This window comes from Enterobacter cloacae complex sp. Mu1197 (assembly GCF_040059225.1).
GTDB lineage: Bacteria > Pseudomonadota > Gammaproteobacteria > Enterobacterales > Enterobacteriaceae > Enterobacter > Enterobacter quasiroggenkampii.
In genome coordinates this window covers 2422265-2439549 of record NZ_CP157375.1, presented here as the reverse complement: position 1 = coordinate 2439549, position 17285 = coordinate 2422265, and the positions used below count along the sequence as shown (strand labels likewise).

The 17285-nt window shown below is 58.3% G+C and carries 17 protein-coding genes; 4 read left to right on the top strand and 13 right to left on the bottom strand.

Annotated elements, in window-relative coordinates:
* Positions 1–26: 26 nt before the first annotated feature.
* On the bottom strand, positions 27–1229 hold the full coding sequence (locus ABFV38_RS11565; RefSeq protein ID WP_348957283.1) for an NAD(P)/FAD-dependent oxidoreductase: 1203 nt from the start codon (positions 1227–1229) through the stop codon (positions 27–29).
* Positions 1230–1359: 130 nt separating this feature from the next.
* On the opposite strand from ABFV38_RS11565, the gene ABFV38_RS11560 reads away from it, so the two are divergent.
* Positions 1360–1866, top strand: a complete 507-nt coding sequence (locus tag ABFV38_RS11560) for an Rrf2 family transcriptional regulator (RefSeq protein WP_348957282.1) — start codon at positions 1360–1362, stop codon at positions 1864–1866.
* Positions 1867–1909: 43 nt separating this feature from the next.
* Here ABFV38_RS11560 and adhP read toward each other — a convergent pair whose 3' ends face one another.
* The 6 genes from adhP to ABFV38_RS11530 all read right to left on the bottom strand — a co-directional run bounded on the left by adhP (position 1910) and on the right by ABFV38_RS11530 (position 8617).
* Complete coding sequence (adhP, locus tag ABFV38_RS11555; RefSeq protein WP_008501719.1) at positions 1910–2920, bottom strand: alcohol dehydrogenase AdhP; 1011 nt, start codon at positions 2918–2920, stop codon at positions 1910–1912.
* A 196-nt stretch (positions 2921–3116) separates the two neighbouring features.
* Positions 3117–4829 (bottom strand): ABC-F family ATP-binding cassette domain-containing protein, encoded by a 1713-nt coding sequence (locus tag ABFV38_RS11550; protein ID WP_348957281.1) that lies wholly within the window; start codon positions 4827–4829, stop codon positions 3117–3119.
* Between the two features lie 381 nt (positions 4830–5210).
* Complete coding sequence (locus ABFV38_RS11545; protein ID WP_032674848.1) at positions 5211–6908, bottom strand: NAD-dependent malic enzyme; 1698 nt, start codon at positions 6906–6908, stop codon at positions 5211–5213.
* Positions 6909–7084: 176 nt separating this feature from the next.
* A complete protein-coding gene (gene sra / locus ABFV38_RS11540) occupies positions 7085–7222 on the bottom strand; it encodes a stationary-phase-induced ribosome-associated protein (protein ID WP_008501714.1) in 138 nt (45 codons plus the stop codon).
* Between the two features lie 95 nt (positions 7223–7317).
* Complete coding sequence (bdm, locus tag ABFV38_RS11535) at positions 7318–7533, bottom strand: biofilm-dependent modulation protein (RefSeq protein WP_013096534.1); 216 nt, start codon at positions 7531–7533, stop codon at positions 7318–7320.
* 232 nt (positions 7534–7765) lie between these two features.
* On the bottom strand, positions 7766–8617 hold the full coding sequence (locus ABFV38_RS11530; protein ID WP_023292348.1) for a Vmh family MBL fold metallo-hydrolase: 852 nt from the start codon (positions 8615–8617) through the stop codon (positions 7766–7768).
* A gap of 110 nt (positions 8618–8727) precedes the next feature.
* Here ABFV38_RS11530 and ABFV38_RS11525 point away from each other — a divergent pair, with 110 nt between their 5' ends.
* Both ABFV38_RS11525 and ABFV38_RS11520 read left to right on the top strand, forming a co-directional pair.
* Positions 8728–9609, top strand: coding sequence for a LysR family transcriptional regulator (locus ABFV38_RS11525; protein ID WP_348957280.1), 882 nt, complete (start codon positions 8728–8730; stop codon positions 9607–9609).
* Between the two features lie 75 nt (positions 9610–9684).
* Complete coding sequence (locus ABFV38_RS11520) at positions 9685–10113, top strand: OsmC family protein (protein WP_008501708.1); 429 nt, start codon at positions 9685–9687, stop codon at positions 10111–10113.
* Positions 10114–10136: 23 nt separating this feature from the next.
* Here ABFV38_RS11520 and ABFV38_RS11515 read toward each other — a convergent pair whose 3' ends face one another.
* Positions 10137–11042 carry a LysR family transcriptional regulator gene (locus ABFV38_RS11515; RefSeq protein ID WP_348957279.1) on the bottom strand — a complete coding sequence of 302 codons (906 nt, stop codon included), beginning with the start codon at positions 11040–11042 and terminating at the stop codon, positions 10137–10139.
* A 115-nt stretch (positions 11043–11157) separates the two neighbouring features.
* Between ABFV38_RS11515 and ABFV38_RS11510 the strand changes: the two genes are divergently transcribed.
* Positions 11158–11907, top strand: coding sequence for an SDR family oxidoreductase (locus ABFV38_RS11510; RefSeq protein WP_008501706.1), 750 nt, complete (start codon positions 11158–11160; stop codon positions 11905–11907).
* Here the strand turns inward: ABFV38_RS11510 and ABFV38_RS11505 are convergent.
* Genes ABFV38_RS11505 through ABFV38_RS11485 form a run of 5 tightly spaced genes read right to left on the bottom strand, consistent with a single transcriptional unit; the run spans position 11904 to position 17279 of the window.
* On the bottom strand, positions 11904–12833 hold the full coding sequence (locus ABFV38_RS11505) for an ABC transporter ATP-binding protein (protein WP_045908778.1): 930 nt from the start codon (positions 12831–12833) through the stop codon (positions 11904–11906). The two genes, ABFV38_RS11510 and ABFV38_RS11505, sit on opposite strands and share 4 nt — an antisense overlap.
* Positions 12826–13812: an ABC transporter ATP-binding protein gene (locus ABFV38_RS11500; RefSeq protein WP_167210803.1), complete on the bottom strand. Its 987-nt coding sequence runs from the start codon at positions 13810–13812 to the stop codon at positions 12826–12828. The genes ABFV38_RS11505 and ABFV38_RS11500 overlap by 8 nt, the downstream gene beginning before the upstream one ends.
* Complete coding sequence (gene ddpC, locus ABFV38_RS11495) at positions 13812–14705, bottom strand: D,D-dipeptide ABC transporter permease (RefSeq protein ID WP_045908776.1); 894 nt, start codon at positions 14703–14705, stop codon at positions 13812–13814. Before ddpC ends, ABFV38_RS11500 begins: the two co-directional genes overlap by 1 nt.
* Positions 14702–15724: an ABC transporter permease gene (locus ABFV38_RS11490; RefSeq protein WP_023327529.1), complete on the bottom strand. Its 1023-nt coding sequence runs from the start codon at positions 15722–15724 to the stop codon at positions 14702–14704. Before ABFV38_RS11490 ends, ddpC begins: the two co-directional genes overlap by 4 nt.
* 22 nt (positions 15725–15746) lie before the next feature.
* Positions 15747–17279 carry an ABC transporter substrate-binding protein gene (locus ABFV38_RS11485; RefSeq protein WP_348957278.1) on the bottom strand — a complete coding sequence of 511 codons (1533 nt, stop codon included), beginning with the start codon at positions 17277–17279 and terminating at the stop codon, positions 15747–15749.
* Positions 17280–17285: the final 6 nt, after the last annotated feature.

Here is a 17285-nt window from a genome sequence, read left to right as displayed (position 1 = left end):
CCCCGTAAACGGGGCGAAAGCGGGAGTTAAACGAATTTCGCCAGCGGGTCCGCGGTGGCAAACGCGACCGCTTTATCCGCTGCTGGGGGATAGATCAGCTCGTGAGTGATGGCGATCTTGATCTTTTTGGCGTCATCCTTAACTGACTTAACGACCTGATCCCAGCCCTCGGTATAAACCGCACCCCATCCGCCTAAATCCAGACAGGTGACATAGTTCGCCTGACGATAAGGGTAAGGATCAACGTTCAGCAGGCTGGCGGCCGCATTATGTCCGGCAAATTTCCCTAGCTGGATCGCGTGTTGGCAGGTCATCAGCGCCGTGTTGCCCGCATCGTCTGTTTTAGCATGAGCCATATCGCCGGTGGCATAGACGTCAGGATGTTCGGGGACCTGCAACGTCTCTGTCACAACCAGGCGGCCCTGGCTATCGTGTTCACCTTTTATCTGCAGGCTGAGGGGATTTGCCTCGACGCCTGCTGTCCAGACGACGGTCGCAGTAGCAATACGTTCACCGTTTTTCAGCGTTACGCCTTGAGCATCAATGGCTTCAACTTCACTCTTCAGCCGCCATTCAACGCCCAGCGCCTCACTCGCTTCTGCAATTGTTTTACGCAATGCGTCGCTATAACGGCCGCCAATGACTGGCCCTCTCTCAACTACGACTATTTTAATCTCCGTATTGTCACCAAAACGGGCACGAAGTCGGGCAGGTAGCTCCGTTGCCAGCTCAATGCCGGTAAAGCCGCCTCCGCAGACTACCACGGTGTTGCGCTCGGGCGTGGAGGGACGTAACGCCAGTGAATCAAGGTGACGCTCAAATACCTGTGCGGATTCCATCTGGTCGATGTCAAAGGCGTAGTCAGCCAGGCCGGCAATCGCTGGGCGTTTGGTCTGGCTGCCCGTAGCGAGGATCAGCCTATCGTAGGAAGCCGTAGCATGAGCGCCGTCGGACATCCGGTATAAAACGGTTTTCGCCGTGGTATCAATTTGTTCCGCGTGTCCGGCAATGAATGTGATATCGAGCTCGGCAAACAGGTCAGTCAACGGGGCGACCAGCGTTGACACCTTCTCCTCATAGAAGCGTGGCCGAACGCGCAGTTCGGGTAAGGGGGCCAGTACCGAAATCTCCAGACTATTATTACCCTGCAGCTCAGAGAGACGTGCCGCGCTCACGGCTGCCCACATACCCGCAAAACCACTGCCTACGATTAAAATCTGCTTTTTCATATTCGATCCTTTCTCCCGCCAGGCTTCATGCCTGACATAACTGCCACTATACTTGTCGGAGTTAACTCCGACAACTTCTTTCTGAGTTAAAAATCGTTATAATGCTCCGAACACTAATTCGGAGTTAACCATGGCGTTTTACAGTTCCGGTGTGGAATACGGCATTCACAGCCTGATGTGTATGGTGGATGCGAAGGGCAACGAGCGTGAGATGAGCGTCCGGGAGATGGCTGCCTTGCAGGGCGTGCCGTATGACTACCTCGGCAAAATCTTCACACGCCTGTCACGTGCCGGGCTGGTCATCAGTACGGAAGGCAAGGGCGGGGGCTTTAAGCTGGCGCGTCCGGCGGAGCTGATCAGCGTGCTGGATGTGGCGCATGCCATTGACGGCGAGAAAAACATGTTCGAATGTCGTGAAGTGCGCCAGCGGCTGGCCGTGTTTGATGAAGCACCGCCTGCCTGGGTCTGCGACGGCCCGTGCGGAGTACGTTCAGTCATGGACAGCGCGCAGCAGCGGATGGAAGAGGAGCTCGCGCGTCATACTATTCTCGACCTGGCGCGTAAAATGTACCGAAAAGCGCCGGACACCTTCCAGATTGAGGTTCAGGAGTGGATTTCAGTTCGTCGTTTGTCGTAGCAATAAGCCGGGTAAGGCGTACCCATTACCCGGCAAAAGGGGTTTACGAGCGTAAGTCGATCACCATACGGCCACGGATCTGGCCCTGTTCCATCTCTTTGAAGATGGCGTTGATGTCCTCGATCGGGCGCATCGTGACTTTCGGCACGACTTTACCTTCAGCGGCGAACTGGAACGCTTCCTGCAGATCCTGACGGGTGCCAACCAGCGAACCCACCACCTGAATGCCGTCCAGCACCAGGCGAGGAATGTCGAGGCTCATCGCTTCCGGCGGCAGGCCAACGGCGACCACACGGCCACCGGCACGCACGGCATCCACCGCCGAGTTGAAGGCGGCTTTTGCGACGGCAGTGACGACGGCGGCATGCGCGCCGCCGGTTTTTTCCTGCACAATTTTAGCGGCATCTTCGCTGCGGGAGTTGATGGTGAGATCCGCACCCATGCTGGCCGCCAGCTTCAGCTGTTCGTCGTTGACGTCAAGGGCGATGACTTTGGCGTTAAAGACGTTTTTGGCGTACTGCAGCGCGAGGTTACCCAACCCGCCGAGACCGTAAATCGCAATCCACTGGCCCGGTTTAATACCCGATACCTTCACTGCTTTGTAGGTGGTGACACCCGCGCAGGTAATGCTGCTGGCCGCCGCCGAATCCAGACCGTCCGGCACTTTTACCGCGTAATCCGCGGTGACGATGCACTCTTCCGCCATGCCGCCGTCAACGGAGTAACCGGCGTTTTTCACGTCACGGCACAGGGTTTCGTTGCCGGAATTACAGTATTCGCAGTGCCCGCAGCCTTCAAAGAACCAGGCCACGCTTGCGCGGTCGCCGACTTTCAGCGACTTCACGCCAGGGCCGACTTCTTTCACGATACCAATCCCTTCATGGCCCAGGATGACCCCGGTTTTATCGCCGAAATCACCGTTCTTCACGTGGAGGTCGGTATGGCATACGCCACAGCACTCCATCTTCAGCAGGGCTTCCCCATGCTTTAGCGGACGTAAGGTTTTTTCGGTAACGTTGACCTGGTGATCCTGAGTGACAACAGCAGCCTTCATGTGTATCTCCTTGTTCATGATAAGAATCTGCATAGCAGGTGTAGTACCTCTTAAGGATTAATACATTAGCCTGGTAATGCAAGGCTGCAGCAACATAATGTCATCATTTGATTCGATTTCAGATTAAGAATACGGCGTTCCTCTAATAATTAAGGGGGAAAATTCTGGCCCGGCGAGGCGCTCGCCGGGCGCAGACTTACAGCTGGGCTTCAATCTCCTCTATCTCTTTACGCCATTGCGCCTGCAGCTGCGGCTTTTGATGCTTCGGCTTACGCGCCAGATCGTTTTCCAGCAGCGTTTCCAGCGCGACCAGGCGTTCAAGCAGATCGTCATACGGCGAGGGGCGATCCGTCGGCGCCGCGATGTCAGGCGCAGTGGATGTGACCAGCCCCGCGCGTTCACGCAGCCGCTCAAACACCGCTTCTGCATTGTGCCACTCGCTCAGTTTTCCCTCTTCAATCAGCCAGAAACGGTTGCAGCTTTGGCTAATTAACTGACGGTCATGGCTGACCAGCAGGACGCCGCCTTCGAACTGCTGAAGGGTGTGCGCCAGCGCCTCTTTGCCTTCCATGTCCAGGTGGTTGGTAGGCTCATCCAGCATCAGCAGGCTATAGCGGGCAAGCGTCAGGCCAACGAACAGCAGGCGCGAGCGTTCGCCTCCGCTGAGCGTGCTGACCGTTTGTCCGTGACGCGCCCACGGGAAACCGGCGCTTATCAGGGCCATTTTGCGGTTCTGCGGATCCGCAGCGAAAGGCTCCAGCGCGTCGAGCAGCGTGGCGTTGTCGGGCAGCTGATTCAGCGTCTGGTCGTAATAGCCCGTCGACACGCGCGGGTGCAGCTTCAGCCCGTCGTGGGTCAGTTCATCGGTAAACTGTCGCCAGATAAGCTTCATCAGCGACGATTTACCGCAGCCGTTACGACCGACAATCGCCACGCGATCGCCGCTTTTTAACCGCGCAACGTCGACGCTGAACAACGCAGGCAGGCCCGGAGCTGGGGGCACGTCAAGGTTTTCCATCTCCAGTAAACGGTCGGCCCGCAGCGCGTCGCCGCGAAGGGTTAGCGTCCACGGGCTACCTGCCGTGAGTTCCGTCTGGCTCTCCCTGAGCCGTTCGACCTGCTTTTCCATCTGTTTGGCTTTTCGGGCCAGGTCTTCGTTGTCGTAAACCTTGCCCCAGGTCGCCAGCCGCTTCGCGCTGGCGGTCACGCGGTCGATCTCCTTTTGCTCCGCCTTGTGGCGCTGCGCATCGCTCTCATCTTTTGCTTCAAGCGCCTTGCGTGCTGCCGTACAGGGAAGGGCAAAGTAGTGCAGCGTTTTATCGCGCAGGATCCAGCTGCCGTTGGTGACGGCATCCAGCAGCTGTCTGTCATGCGAGACCAGCACAAAGCTGCCCGACCAGTTCTGTAGGAAGTGTTCCAGCCAGAGCATGGTCGGGAGGTCCAGGTGGTTGCTGGGTTCATCCAGCAGGAGCAGGTCCGGCTCGTGAATCAGCGCCCGCGCCAGCAGCAGGCGGGTGTGCTGTCCGCCGCTCAGCGTGGCGGATTGCAGCGCCATATCCTGCGGCGTGAAGCCCATGCCTGCCAGCAGCGTTTCGGCTTTCCAGCGCAGGCTATCGCGCTCAGCAAAAGGCAGCTGTGCGAGTACGGCATCCAGCATGGTCAGCGGAAAAATAGCGTCCGGGAGATGTTGCTCCACGCGCGCCATCAGGCAGTGCCCGGCCAGCGAGACCGTGCCGGCGGCGGGGGAGTCAGTGCCATCCAGCACCTTCAGCAGCGTACTTTTACCGCAGCCGTTGTCGCCCAGCAGGCCAATGCGGTCGCCTTTTTTCAGCGTAAAGGAGAGTGAGTCGAAGAGCGTGCCAAACGCCGTATCAACGCGTAAAGATTGTGCAGTGAGTAAAGTGCTCATTGTTGCTTACCCAAGAGTTACAGGCATGTTTATGCCTCGTCAAACATCGCTGACGATAACTCAGTAAGCCCGAGAGAAGGGATTTCAGGGGTTGGTGTCTTCGCTCAAGCAGAAGTTATCGCAGCACGATACCGATAACGCTTGAGCTGGTGCGATCACCAAATGTATGTGAAACATTGAAAATTTCACGATACAGCATAATTGGCCTCCTTATATATTCAGTGGGTTAATGGATGAAAGGAGTGTAGCGGGGGAAAAGGGGTTTGGCTAGTGGGTATTCGATGGTGCGGTTTGTTGCCCTCACCCTGACCCTCTCCCACAGGGAGAGGGAAACAGCCAGCCCGTAGGCCCGGTAAGCGAAGCGCCACCGGGCGGAGCGGATCAAATCGACGTACGGCGATAGCTGCGGTATTCAGGCTTCCAGAAGTTGTCGTCGATGGCCTGCTGCAGCGCGTCGGCAGAGGTTTTCACCGCCACGCCCTGCTGCTGCGCCATTTTACCCACCGCAAACGCGATAGCGCGCGACACCTTATGAATGTCCTTCAGCTCAGGCAGAACCAGACCTTCGCCGTCGTTGACCAGCGGTGAGTGGCCCGCCAGGGTTTCACTCGCCGACATCAGCATTTCATCGGTGATTCGGGACGCGCCGGAGGCAATCACCCCCAGACCAATGCCCGGGAAGATATAGGAGTTGTTGCACTGGGCAATCGGATAGGTTTTATCCTTCCACACCACCGGATCGAACGGGCTGCCGGTCGCAACCAGCGCGTTACCTTCGGTCCAGGCGATAATGTCCTGCGGCGTCGCCTCCACGCGGGACGTCGGGTTAGACAGCGGCATCACGATAGGGCGCTCGCAGTGCTTGTGCATCTCGCGAATAATCTCTTCGGTGAAGAGACCGGTTTGCCCGGAAACGCCGATCAGAATATCCGGCTTCACGTTGCGCACCACGTCCAGCAGGGAAAGGACTTCGTTGTCGGTATCCCAGTTTTTCAGGTTGTCGCGTTTTTGCACCAGCTTCGTCTGGAACGGCAGCAGGTTCGGCATGCCGTCGGTCAGCAGGCCGAAACGGTCCACCATAAAGACGCGGGAGCGGGCCAGCTCTTCGCTTAAGCCTTCGCGCTGCGTCTGGGCGATAATCTGCTCGGCAATACCGCAGCCTGCGGAGCCTGCGCCAAGGAAGACGATTTTCTGGTAGCTCAGCTGGCTTCCCGCTGCACGGCTGGCGGCGATAAGCGTACCCACCGTGACGGCTGCGGTGCCCTGGATATCGTCGTTAAAGGAGCAGATCTCATCGCGATAGCGGTTCAGCAGCGGCATCGCGTTTTTCTGCGCAAAGTCTTCAAACTGCAGCAGCACGTCCGGCCAGCGGTGCTTCACGGCCTGGATGAAGTCGTCGACAAACTGATAGTACTCGTCGTCGGTAATACGCGGATGGCGCCAGCCCATATAGAGCGGGTCGTTGAGCAGCTGCTGGTTGTTGGTGCCGACGTCCAGCACTACCGGCAGGGTATAAGCCGGGCTGATGCCGCCGCAGGCGGTGTAGAGTGAGAGCTTACCGATTGGGATCCCCATCCCGCCAATGCCCTGGTCGCCGAGGCCGAGAATACGTTCGCCGTCGGTCACCACAATCACTTTGATGTTGTGGTTAGGCACGTTCTGCAGAATATCGTCCATGTTGTGACGGTTCTGATAAGAGATGAATACCCCGCGGGAGCGACGGTAGATCTCGGAGAAACGCTCGCAGGCGGCACCCACCGTCGGGGTGTAGATCACCGGCATCATCTCTTCAAGATGGTTTTGTACCAGGCGATAGAAGAGGGTTTCGTTGGTGTCCTGAATGTTGCGCAGGTAGATGTGTTTGTCGATTTCAGTTTTGAAACCCTGGTACTGGATCCACGCGCGCTCTGCCTGTTCTTCAATGGTTTCAACCACTTCGGGCAGTAAACCCAGCAGGTTAAAGCTGCTGCGCTCTTCCATGCTGAAGGCGCTGCCTTTGTTGAGCAGGGGGAATTCGAGTAAAACCGGTCCGGCGTATGGGATGTATAAGGAACGATGTTTTTTCAGTTTGTTGTCCATGTCACTCACTCTTTTTATGAAGATCCGTCCCTGACACTGCTGTTTGTCATCTTTCTGGCCTGTGCGATGGGGTGCGGTCCGGCGGTATTATAAAGGAGCTAAATATTAATTACCGCAACACATAAACAAAAACACCATCGGGATTACCGATGGTGTTCTGGATCTCAGTCTGGAACTTACTTGCCCGCGTGGCGTTTTCTGCCGGTGGCGTGAGTGACTTGGGTTTCGTGGTCGCCTTCAATCACCACTTTACGCTGATTAGAAAGCTTGTAGTTCAGTCCCAGAATATGGCGTGCCTGACGGTTCGATTTCATATTAACTCCTCAATCCTGTTGATAGTTTTAAGGACCAGTTTGCTTACGCAAACGAAATGTAACCCCTTAGGTTGCAGATCCAGCTTAGCAGGTTTTTACAACGGTGCGTTTTGCCCGCTGACGACGTAGTTAATGGTCTGCTGGTAGATGTCACTGAGGATGTCATTATCTGTGGATTCCACCCACTTAGTGAGTTCCATCAAAATGTCATCTTCAGTCACAGCACCGTGCTCGGCGTGAAGACCCTGTGCAATCGCGTTAACGAGTTCAGGTTGTGCTGCTGCGGTATTTGCCGGGTAATAAGTAAACATGCTGCCTCCGTGTCGTTGTCTGTTTAATGGTACGGCTCGCAAAAAAATTAATTCATAAACAGAATGGCAAATATTTTCCCGGTTGTGGCTCAGATTCATCTTAGAAATAAAAATGACATAAGTGTATGCTTTTGTGTGATTTTGAAATGTGGGGGTAAATTGACGTGGCGTTGAGAGGATATTATGACGGTGCTCCTGCTATCACGAAAATATAGCAGGAGCAGAGTTTACATTACCACTTCATTTCGCCGGTATTCACCTTTGCGCTTAATTCCAGCGAGCTCTCTTCAGCCAGGTTCGGATACTGTTTTTTCAGGGTGCTGATGACGCCTGCAGAATCTTTATGAACGGATAAGGCCTTTTCAAAGCGCTGGAGATAGTCACGGGTAAAATCAATCGCCCCCGTCCCGGCTGGCGGGGTGCCCAGATAGTGACCCGGGATCACGCGCTCGGGTTTGTGCGCCGCCATATTCACCAGCGTTTCCTGCCACTGCTTACGGCTTTCCGCTGTCTGGGTGTCTGCCGTCCAGACGTGAATTCCCCAGGCTACCCCGGTGCCGCCGAGGATGGTTTTCGCTGACGGGATCCACACATAGGCCGCATAGCTGTCAGGCTGTTCGATATCGATCTTTTCTCCGTCCACCATAAACGTGGTGGAGGCGAGCACCTGCGGGACGACCAGCTCGGTTGGCGCACCGTCTTTCATCTGCGGACCCCAGAAGGCGAGCTTGGCGTCTTTGGTAGCCTTGATGTGGTCAACCACATGCTGTGTGGCCACCACTTTGGCGTTCGGGAAGGCTTTGACCAGCGGCTGCAGGCCAAAATAGAAATCCGGATCGCCGGAGGTGATCACAATCTTGTTCAGGGTTTTACCGCTTTGACGAATTTTCTCTACCAGCGCTTCGCCATCCTTCACGCTGAACTGCGCGTCAAACAGCACCGCTTCTTTCGGGCCGGAAACCAGCGTGGAGGAGACCGCGAAAATGCCTTTCTCCTGCGGGTTATAGGTATCAATGCTCAACGGCGCGGCAAAAACAGCCGGAGTGAAAAGCGTGGAAAGCAGGGCAAGGTGAGTGAATTTCATACTGTTGTCTCTGTTGTTCAGGAATGTCTCTATTGTACGGATAATCGCATTTGCCAGAATTCCTGAAACAGGACATGCTTAGTTTCATAAATCGAGCAGATGGAGTTGATATGGATCGCGTTATTGCCGCCCAGGTTTACAACCGGATATGCGAGCTGGGAAGTTTGAGCGCGGCGGCCCGCGCGCTGGGTATTTCCCGACCGATGGTGAGCCGCTACCTTGAACAGATGGAAAAGTGGGCGGGTACGCGTCTGGTAAACCGCTCCACGCGCAAGCTGACGCTGACTGCGGCAGGGGAAAAGGTGCTGCAAAAAACGCGGACGCTCTCGCAGATCTCGCAGGAAATTGAAGGCCAGTCAGAGAAAGATCTCCCGTCAGGTACCCTGCGGGTGGCCTGCGCGCACTTTACCGCGATGCACCTGATTGCGCCGGTGCTGCCCGGTCTGCTCTCGCGCTACCCGCAGCTGCGCATCGAACTGGATGTGAACAACCATCCGGTCAGCCTGGTGGGAGAACGCATTGATGTCGCCGTGCGCATTACCGACAATCCCGAACCCGGCATGATTGCCCGCAGGCTGGGGGAGTGTCGCTCGGTGCTCTGTGCCTCGCCGGAGTATCTGGCGCAGCACGGCATGCCCGTCAGCCCTGAAGAGTTAGCCCAGCATAACTGTCTGCACTACAGCTTTTTTGCCGGGCAGTCCTGGCACTTCCTGACGCCGGAAGGCGAAAACCTGAGCGTGGCCGTCAGCGGCAACCTGAGCGCCAGCATCTCTTCGCTGCTGATGGATGCGGCGGTTAAGCACTGCGGTATCGCCATGCTGCCGGAACGTGAGGCGCGTACTGCGCTGGCGCAGGGAATTCTGGTGCCGGTACTGGGGGCGCTGGAGCCGAAACCGCTGGCCATCCATGGCATTTATCAGTCCCGGGAATACCAGCCTGCCGCGCTGCGGGTGTTCCTCGACGCACTGGCGCACCATTTACTCAGTGACTAAGACTCGTCTGTCTTGCCCGCAGAATCCGGATAGCCTTCTATACTTAACCCTTTGTAAGCCAAAAGGAGAGCAAGAATGACTATTCATAAGCACGGTTCGGCACACTGGTCTGGCGACATTAAGCGCGGTAAAGGGACAGTTTCCACCGAGAGCGGCGTTCTCAATCAGCAGCCTTATGGTTTCAATACCCGCTTTGAGGGTGAAAAGGGGACCAACCCGGAAGAGCTGATCGGCGCGGCACATGCGGCCTGTTTTTCGATGGCGCTGTCGCTGATGCTCGGGGAAGCGGGCTATACCGCTGACGCTATTGATACCACCGCGGACGTCTCTCTGGATAAAACCGACGGCGGCTTTGCGATTACGAAGGTTGCCCTGAAAAGCAAGGTGACCGTTCCCGGCATCGCCCCTCAGCAGTTCGACGGTATCATTCAGAAAGCGAAAGCGGGCTGCCCGGTTTCGCAGCTTCTGAAAGCCGAGATTACCCTGGACTACACGCTAAATTAACTCCCTGCCGGGTTTGCGCCCGGCTATCCCTTCAGTGCGGCGGGAAAAACCTCCGCCAGCCACGCAATAAACACCTTAAGACGGTGCGTCAGATGCCGGTTCTGAGGGTAAACCACATGAAACGGATAGGCGGCAGGGCGCCAGTCGCTCAGGATCGCCGTCAGCGTACCCGCCTGTAAATACGCATTTGCCGAATACTCAAACGTCTGAACGATCCCCAATCCCGCTGCGGCAGCCGCCAGATGGGCATTACTTTCGTTCACGCCGAGATAATGCTGAATATTGATTTCCAGCGTCTCGCCGTTCTCTCTGAACCGAAACGAAAATGCCCGCCCGGTGACGGGCGAGAGGTAGCTAATGAGCTTGTGGCCGTTGCACAGCTCCTGCGGATAGGCCGGAACGCCATGGTTTTTCAGGTAACCCGGCGTCGCGCAGGTGACCATTTCGGCGTTGCCAATATGGCGGGCGATGAGGGTCGAGTCGTTCAGCGGGCCGCCGCGGATGACGCAGTCTACCTTACCGCTGATAAGATCCACCGGACGATCGGCTACCCCAAGATCGATGCGGATTTCCGGATAACGCTGCATAAAATCCGGCAGCAGGGGAATAAGCACGTCCCGAGCGGTGGAGCCGCCCACGTCAACCTGCAAATGCCCTTTGGGCGTCGCGCGGGAAACGCGAAACGCGGTGTCGATATCTTCGATATCTATCAAGACTCTGAGCGCTTTTTCATAGTAATCCGCCCCTTCCGGCGTCGCGACCACCCGGCGAGTCGTCCGGTGCAGGAGACGTATTTCAAGATGCGCCTCAAGCGATTTCACCAGCTTGCTCAGGGTGGCGATGGGCATGTTCAGCGAGTCCGCCGCGCGGGTAAAGCTGCCGGTTTCCACCACCCGGGTAAACGCGCGCATCGCCATTAGCTGGTCCATTAGGCTCCCCTGATTATTTCTGTGGGTGAATAGTCATTTTCATTTTTGCCGGTTTTTCACTAATCCCGCAAGGGCTAAAGTTTGTTCAACGCAAACCCAACAAAAGGTAAATGACATGAACACGACTCTCTCAGGAAAAATCGCACTGGTCACCGGCGGCAGCACCGGCATCGGTCTTGCCACGGCGCAGGAGCTTGCGGCACAAGGCGCGAAGGTGTACATCACCGGACGACGTCAGGCCGAGCTGGACGCGGCGGTGGCTGAAATCGCTTCAACGGCAGTGGGCATTCGCGCTGACGTGTCAAAACTGGCGGACCTGGACGAGGTCTATGCCCGGATAGCCAAAGAAGAAGGCCGCCTCGATATTCTGTTCGCCAATGCGGGTGGCGGCGATATGCTGCCGCTGGGCGCGATAACCGAAGAGCAGTTTGACCGGATTTTCGGCACCAACGTCCGCGGGGTGCTGTTTACGGTACAGAAGGCGCTGCCGCTGCTGTCCGCCGGCTCCTCGATTATTCTGACCGGCTCGACGGTGTCCATTAAGGGGACGGCAAACTTTAGCGTCTACAGCGCCAGCAAGGCCGCCGTGCGCAACTTTGCTCGCTCCTGGGCGCTGGATTTGCAGGGCCGTGGGATCCGCGTCAACGTGGTCAGCCCGGGCCCGATCAAAACCCCTGGCCTCGGCGATCTGGTGCCGGAAGAACATCGTCAGGGGCTGTACGACGCGCTGGCCGCACAGGTGCCGCTCGGCCGTTTAGGCGCGCCGGGTGAGGTGGGTAAAGCGGTGGCGTTTCTGGCCTCCGACGCGGCCAGCTTTATTAACGCCACCGAGCTGTTCGTGGACGGTGGGATGGCGCAAATTTAACCCAGACTGCGCCAGCAGCGGACATCACGGCCCTCGCGAGAGGGCTGTAACGGCTGAGGACGTTCGCACCCCTGCGCGGCCATCGGGCATCGGTCACGGAAAAAACAGCCTTCGGGCAGATGACGGTTGCCGGGAAGCTCCGTTTTGCGTAAGGCCAGCGTCTCATCCAGCGGTTCACCGGTGCGGGGAACCGAATCGAGCAGCAGACGGGTGTAAGGATGACGCGGCTCCCCAAGCACCTGAGCGGCGCTGCCCAGCTCCACAATCTGCCCAAGGTACATCACCGCCACGCGGTCGCTCATGTGCCTGACCACCGAGACGTTATGTGAGATCAACACGTAGGTCAGATTACGCTGCTGTTGCAGGGTCACCAGCAGGTTGAGGATCTGCGCCTGCACGGAGATATCCAGCGCGCTGGTGGGTTCATCGAGCACGATGATATCCGGATCGGACGAGAGCGCCCGGGCGATAGCAATGCGCTGGCGCTGCCCGCCGGAGAAGGCGTGCGGAAGCCGGTCGAGATACTCCGGGCGAATGCCCACCTGTAGCGCCAGGTTTTCAGCCAGTTGACGGCGTTCGCGCTCGCTGCTGCGCTTTTGTACCCACACCGGCTCGGTGATAATGCGCCAGACCGGCAGGCGCGGGTCGAGCGAAGAGAGCGGATCCTGAAACACCATCTGCATGCCTCCCGCATGGTGCGCCCGCTGGCAGGCGCCGGTGCTGGGCTTAAGCATGCCCATCAGCAGCTGGGCCAGCGTGCTTTTCCCGCAGCCGGACTCCCCGACAATGCCAAGCGTCTCTCCCCGACGGATCTCAAGGTCGAGCCCGTTGAGGGCATGCACCTGTTCCGTCACGCGGCCCAGCCAGTTTTTACGTGCCGCAAAATTGACGTGCACGCTATCCAGTTCCAGCAGTACATCAGACATGGGCTTTCTCCCGTTGTGGATACCAGCAGGCAGCCTGTTGGCCCTCTGCGCCATGGGGCTGTAAGCGCGGCGTTTCGCTGCATTTCGCCCCGGCGGCAAAGCAGCGCTCGCGGAACGCGCATCCCTGCGGAAGCTGGCTAAGGTTGGGGACCGTGCCGGGAATGGCGGGAAGCGGGGCGCGCGGTTGGCCGTTTTCCGGCGCGCACTGCAGCAGGCCAATGGAATAGGGATGTACAGGCTGGTGGATCAGCGTTTGCGTGGCACCGCTCTCGATCACGCTGCCCGCATACATCACGTACATTCTGTCGCAGAGCTGGGACACCACGGCCATATCGTGGCTGATAAACAGCACCGAGGTGCCGCTGGCTCGTGCCTTGTGCTTCAGCAGGCGCAGCACCTGCAGCTGAACGGTGACGTCCAGCGCGGTGGTCGGTTCGTCGGCGATAATCAGCTCCGGCTCGCAGGAGAAGGCAAGGGCGATCATTACCCGCTGACGCATCCCGCCGGATAGCTCAAACGGATAGCGCGCCATGACCGCTTTCGCATCCGGGATTTGCATCTCTTCCAGCAGGGTAATCGCCTTCTGCTGCGCCTCATGCCGGGAAAGCGGCTGATGCTGGCGGATCACCTCGACCATCTGTTTGCCAATTCGCCGCGTCGGGTTGAGGGCGGTCATGGGCTCCTGAAAAATCATCGCGACCTTTGCGCCGCGCCACTGGCGAAGCTGTTTCTCGGACGCCGTCAGGACGTTTTCGCCGAGTAATTTCACCTGACCATGATGAATGCGGTAGCTGCCTTCCGGCAGCAGCCGCATGGCGAGCATGGCGGTCACCGATTTACCTGAACCGGATTCGCCCACCACGCCGACAATTTCACCCCTGCCGATCTCCAGCGAGACGTGGTTCAGCGCGTGGACCTCGCCGCGAAAAATCGGGAAGCTCAGATGCAGGTCTTCAATCTTGAGTACCGGGTCGGTCATCACTGTTTACCTCCTGACTTCGGATCCAGCAGATCGCGGATACCGTCGCCAAACAGGTTAAAGCCCACGGCGGTTATCAAAATCGCCGCACCGGGAAACGCGCAGTACCACCACTGGTCCAGAACGTAGTTACGGCCGACGGCCACCATCGCGCCCCATTCGGCGGTCGGCTGCTGCGCCCCCAGGCCAATAAACCCCAGCGTGGCGGCCATCAGGATGGCGCTGCCGATGTCCAGCGACGCCTGCACGATCAGCGGCGGCAGGGCGTTGCGCAGGATATGCCAGCGGATCAAATGCCAGCGGGAGGCGCCAAAGGTGCGGGCGGCCTGCACGTAGGTAAACTGGCGCACCACCAGGGTTTGGCCGCGTGCCAGGCGGACGTAAAACGGAATGCGGACAATCGCAATCGCCAGCATGGCGTTAAACAGGCTCGGCCCGAGCGCGGCGGCCAGCGCCATGGTCAGCACCAGGGAAGGTATCGAGAGCATAATGTCCATCACCCGCATGATGACGGCGTCGCCGCGCCCGCCCAGCACGCCGGACAGACAGCCCAGCAGCGAACCGATGCCGCCCGCAATCACCACCACCGCCAGTCCGGCGGTAATGGACTGCTGGCTGCCCGCCAGCACGCGGCTGAACAGATCGCGGCCCACCTCGTCGGTACCAAACCAGTGCTGCGCAGATGGCGCCTGCAGGCGCGCGGTCAGATCCAGCGCGTTCGGGTCGTGCGGCACGATCCACGGTGCGGCCACCATAATGAAAAGCATCACAAGCATAATGACGCCGCCAACGATCGTGAGCGGGCTTTGACGCAGCATCCAGAACAGCTTTGCCCAGTTGATGCGTTGTCTGACGGGTTTAACCGGGACGGGCGTTTCCTGCGTTAACATCATTCGGCACCTCCGCGCCCAATTCGCGGGTCAATCCACAGGTAAAGCAGATCGACCACCAGATTAACCAGCACGTAGGCCAGCGAAACAACGACGGCAAAGCCCATCACGGCAGGGAAATCGAGCGCCTGAATGGACGTCACCACCCAGGCCCCCATGCCCGGCCAGGCAAAGACGGTTTCGGTCAGCACGGCGCCGTACAGCAGATCGCCCAGCGCCAGCCCGAGCACGGTAATCGATGGGATCATCGCATTTGGCAGGGCGTAGCGCAGGACGATATACCAGCCGGGCAGGCCGCTGGCGCGGGCCGTGCGAATGTAGTCTTCGCTAAGCTGCTCCAGCATCGCGGAACGGACCTGACGCGCCACGATGCCCAGGTGAACAAACGCCAGCGTCAGCGAGGGCAAAATCAGGTGCTGCAGCGCATTGAAAAAGACCTCTCCGTTACCTTCCAGCAGGGCATCCAGCAGATAAAAGCCGGTGACGTGGGCAGGTGGGTCGAGCCAGTCGTCCAGCCTGCCGCCGCCCGGCAGGATCTGCAGGTGCCCATAGAACAGCACAATGACGCCCAGCCCAAGCCAGAAGGCCGGGGTGGAGATCCCGGTCATCGCCATTAAACGCACCAGGTGATCCAGCCAGCGGTTGCGGTACACCGCCGACAAAATTCCCAGCGGCACGCCGATGACCAGCGCCAGCAGCAAGGAACAAAAGGCCAGCTCCAGCGTGGCGGGGAAAAAAGCCTTCAGGTCTTCCGCAACCGGACGGCCGGTCCGGATGGAGGTGCCTAAATCACCGTGGGCCAGGGCGTCCACGTAGCGGCCAAACTGAACGTACAGAGGCTGATCCAGCCCCAGCTGCTGGCGAATGTTCTGCACGATGTCGTCGCTGGCGCGGTCGCCGGCCAGCAGACGGGCCGGATCGCCGGGGATCAGGTGCGAAATAATAAAAGTGATAATACAGACACCGGCCACCACCAGGAGTAACCCCCAGCAGCGCTGGCGCACGATGCTCCAGAACGTCATACACTTTCCCCCGGCGAAACGGTTACTTGCTCATGGTGGCGATGTTAAACACCTGCTCGAGCATCGGATTAAAGGTGAAGCCTTTGACCTCTTTGTTCATCGCCAGCTGGTAGTTCTTCTGAAACAGATAAACGTAGGCCGCCTCGTCGATGACTACCTTCTGCGCCTGCTGGTAATCTTTGGTGCGTTCCGCCTGGTCCGTGGTTTTCAGCGCGGCCTGCAGCAGGGAATCGACCTCTTTGTTCTCATAGAACGAGCGGTTGCCCGGCAGCCCTTTTTTGTCCGATTCGAACCAGTAGTTCATGAACATGTACGGGTCGGCAAAGTCCGGACTCCAGTTGCCGATGGCAATGTCGTAATCGCCTTTGCCGACGCGGTCGCGCATGGTGGCATTGGCCAGTTTTTCCAGCTTGACGTTAATGCCGATCTTGCCAAGGCTGGCCTGCGTTGAGAGCGCGATAGGCTCCCAGTTCGGATCGTTGTCAGAGTAGAGGAAGGTCAGGCTGGCGGGCTTGTCTTTAACCTTCTCCAGGGCCGCTTTGGCTTTTGCCTCGTCGAGGCTGTACTGCATTGCCGTGGCGTCAAATCCCCACATGCCTTCCGGGATCGGGCCGCGCATCTGCTTGCCGTTGCCGCTCAGAATGCCTTTCACCATCCCCTGATAGTCCGTCGCCCAGGAGACCGCGCGGCGTAAATCGACCTGATTGAGCGGCGCTTTGCTGTTGTTGAGGTAGAGGTAGGTGACGCGCAGAGACGGGTATTCGGCGACGGCGACTTTCCCTTCCTGCTTCAGGGCCGACAGCTGATCGACCGGCAGGGAGTCGGCAATGTCCAGGTCACCGCGGGAAAGCTGCAGACGACGCGACGCGCTCTCACCGATAATTTTCACCGAGACGCGCTTGAAGTGCGGCTTGTCGCCCGACCAGTGCGGGTTTGGCACCAGCACCAGCTGCTGGCCTTTCTGCCAGCTCTTCAGCATAAACGGCCCGGAGCCAGCGGTGTTTTGCGCCAGATAGCCGCGCGCGTCGTCCGCAGCATTGGCCTTCAGCACCGTCGGGTTAATGATGGAGGCGCCGTCGTTCGCCAGGGTGTAGAGGAAAGGCGCGAACGGCTGGCTGAGAGTGAATTTCACCGTATGGTCATCAACGGCATCAATTTTCAGATCTTTTGGGAAGGCTTCAGACGGCCCCTGGCTGAGCTTCAGCAGGCGTTCAAAGGAGAGTTTGACCGCCTCGGCGGTGACCGGCGTGCCGTCGGAGAATTTGGCGTTATCCGCCAGGGTGAAGGTCCACTCTTTCTGGTCGTCGGAGGCTTTCCAGCCCGTCGACAGATCGCCTTCCACCTCGGTTGAGCCTGGCTTGTACTTGACCAGACGCTGGTAGGACGGATAGGTGACGGTCCAGTCGTTGTTATCAATGGTGATGGCCGGGTCGAGCGTTTGCGGGTCGGCGGCTTTACCGATGACCAGCATGTCTTTCGGGACGGCAGCCAGCGCCAGCGGTGCACTCAGGGCCAGCGTGGCGGCAATGACGGTCGAGAGAAGCGATGTTTTCATGGCAGT

Coding starts and splice junctions, on each gene's coding strand:
- ABFV38_RS11490 (WP_023327529.1), bottom strand. CDS start 15,724: ATGACGTTCTGGAGCATCGTGCGCCAGCGCTGCTGGGGGTTACTCCTG.
- ABFV38_RS11525 (WP_348957280.1), top strand. CDS start 8,728: ATGGATCGCGTTATTGCCGCCCAGGTTTACAACCGGATATGCGAGCTG.
- adhP (WP_008501719.1), bottom strand. CDS start 2,920: ATGAAGGCTGCTGTTGTCACTCAGGATCACCAGGTCAACGTTACCGAA.
- ABFV38_RS11560 (WP_348957282.1), top strand. CDS start 1,360: ATGGCGTTTTACAGTTCCGGTGTGGAATACGGCATTCACAGCCTGATG.
- ABFV38_RS11550 (WP_348957281.1), bottom strand. CDS start 4,829: ATGAGCACTTTACTCACTGCACAATCTTTACGCGTTGATACGGCGTTT.
- bdm (WP_013096534.1), bottom strand. CDS start 7,533: ATGTTTACTTATTACCCGGCAAATACCGCAGCAGCACAACCTGAACTC.
- sra (WP_008501714.1), bottom strand. CDS start 7,222: ATGAAATCGAACCGTCAGGCACGCCATATTCTGGGACTGAACTACAAG.
- ABFV38_RS11485 (WP_348957278.1), bottom strand. CDS start 17,279: ATGAAAACATCGCTTCTCTCGACCGTCATTGCCGCCACGCTGGCCCTG.
- ddpC (WP_045908776.1), bottom strand. CDS start 14,705: ATGATGTTAACGCAGGAAACGCCCGTCCCGGTTAAACCCGTCAGACAA.
- ABFV38_RS11545 (WP_032674848.1), bottom strand. CDS start 6,908: ATGGACAACAAACTGAAAAAACATCGTTCCTTATACATCCCATACGCC.
- ABFV38_RS11500 (WP_167210803.1), bottom strand. CDS start 13,812: ATGACCGACCCGGTACTCAAGATTGAAGACCTGCATCTGAGCTTCCCG.
- ABFV38_RS11520 (WP_008501708.1), top strand. CDS start 9,685: ATGACTATTCATAAGCACGGTTCGGCACACTGGTCTGGCGACATTAAG.
- ABFV38_RS11530 (WP_023292348.1), bottom strand. CDS start 8,617: ATGAAATTCACTCACCTTGCCCTGCTTTCCACGCTTTTCACTCCGGCT.
- ABFV38_RS11510 (WP_008501706.1), top strand. CDS start 11,158: ATGAACACGACTCTCTCAGGAAAAATCGCACTGGTCACCGGCGGCAGC.
- ABFV38_RS11565 (WP_348957283.1), bottom strand. CDS start 1,229: ATGAAAAAGCAGATTTTAATCGTAGGCAGTGGTTTTGCGGGTATGTGG.
- ABFV38_RS11515 (WP_348957279.1), bottom strand. CDS start 11,042: ATGGACCAGCTAATGGCGATGCGCGCGTTTACCCGGGTGGTGGAAACC.
- ABFV38_RS11505 (WP_045908778.1), bottom strand. CDS start 12,833: ATGTCTGATGTACTGCTGGAACTGGATAGCGTGCACGTCAATTTTGCG.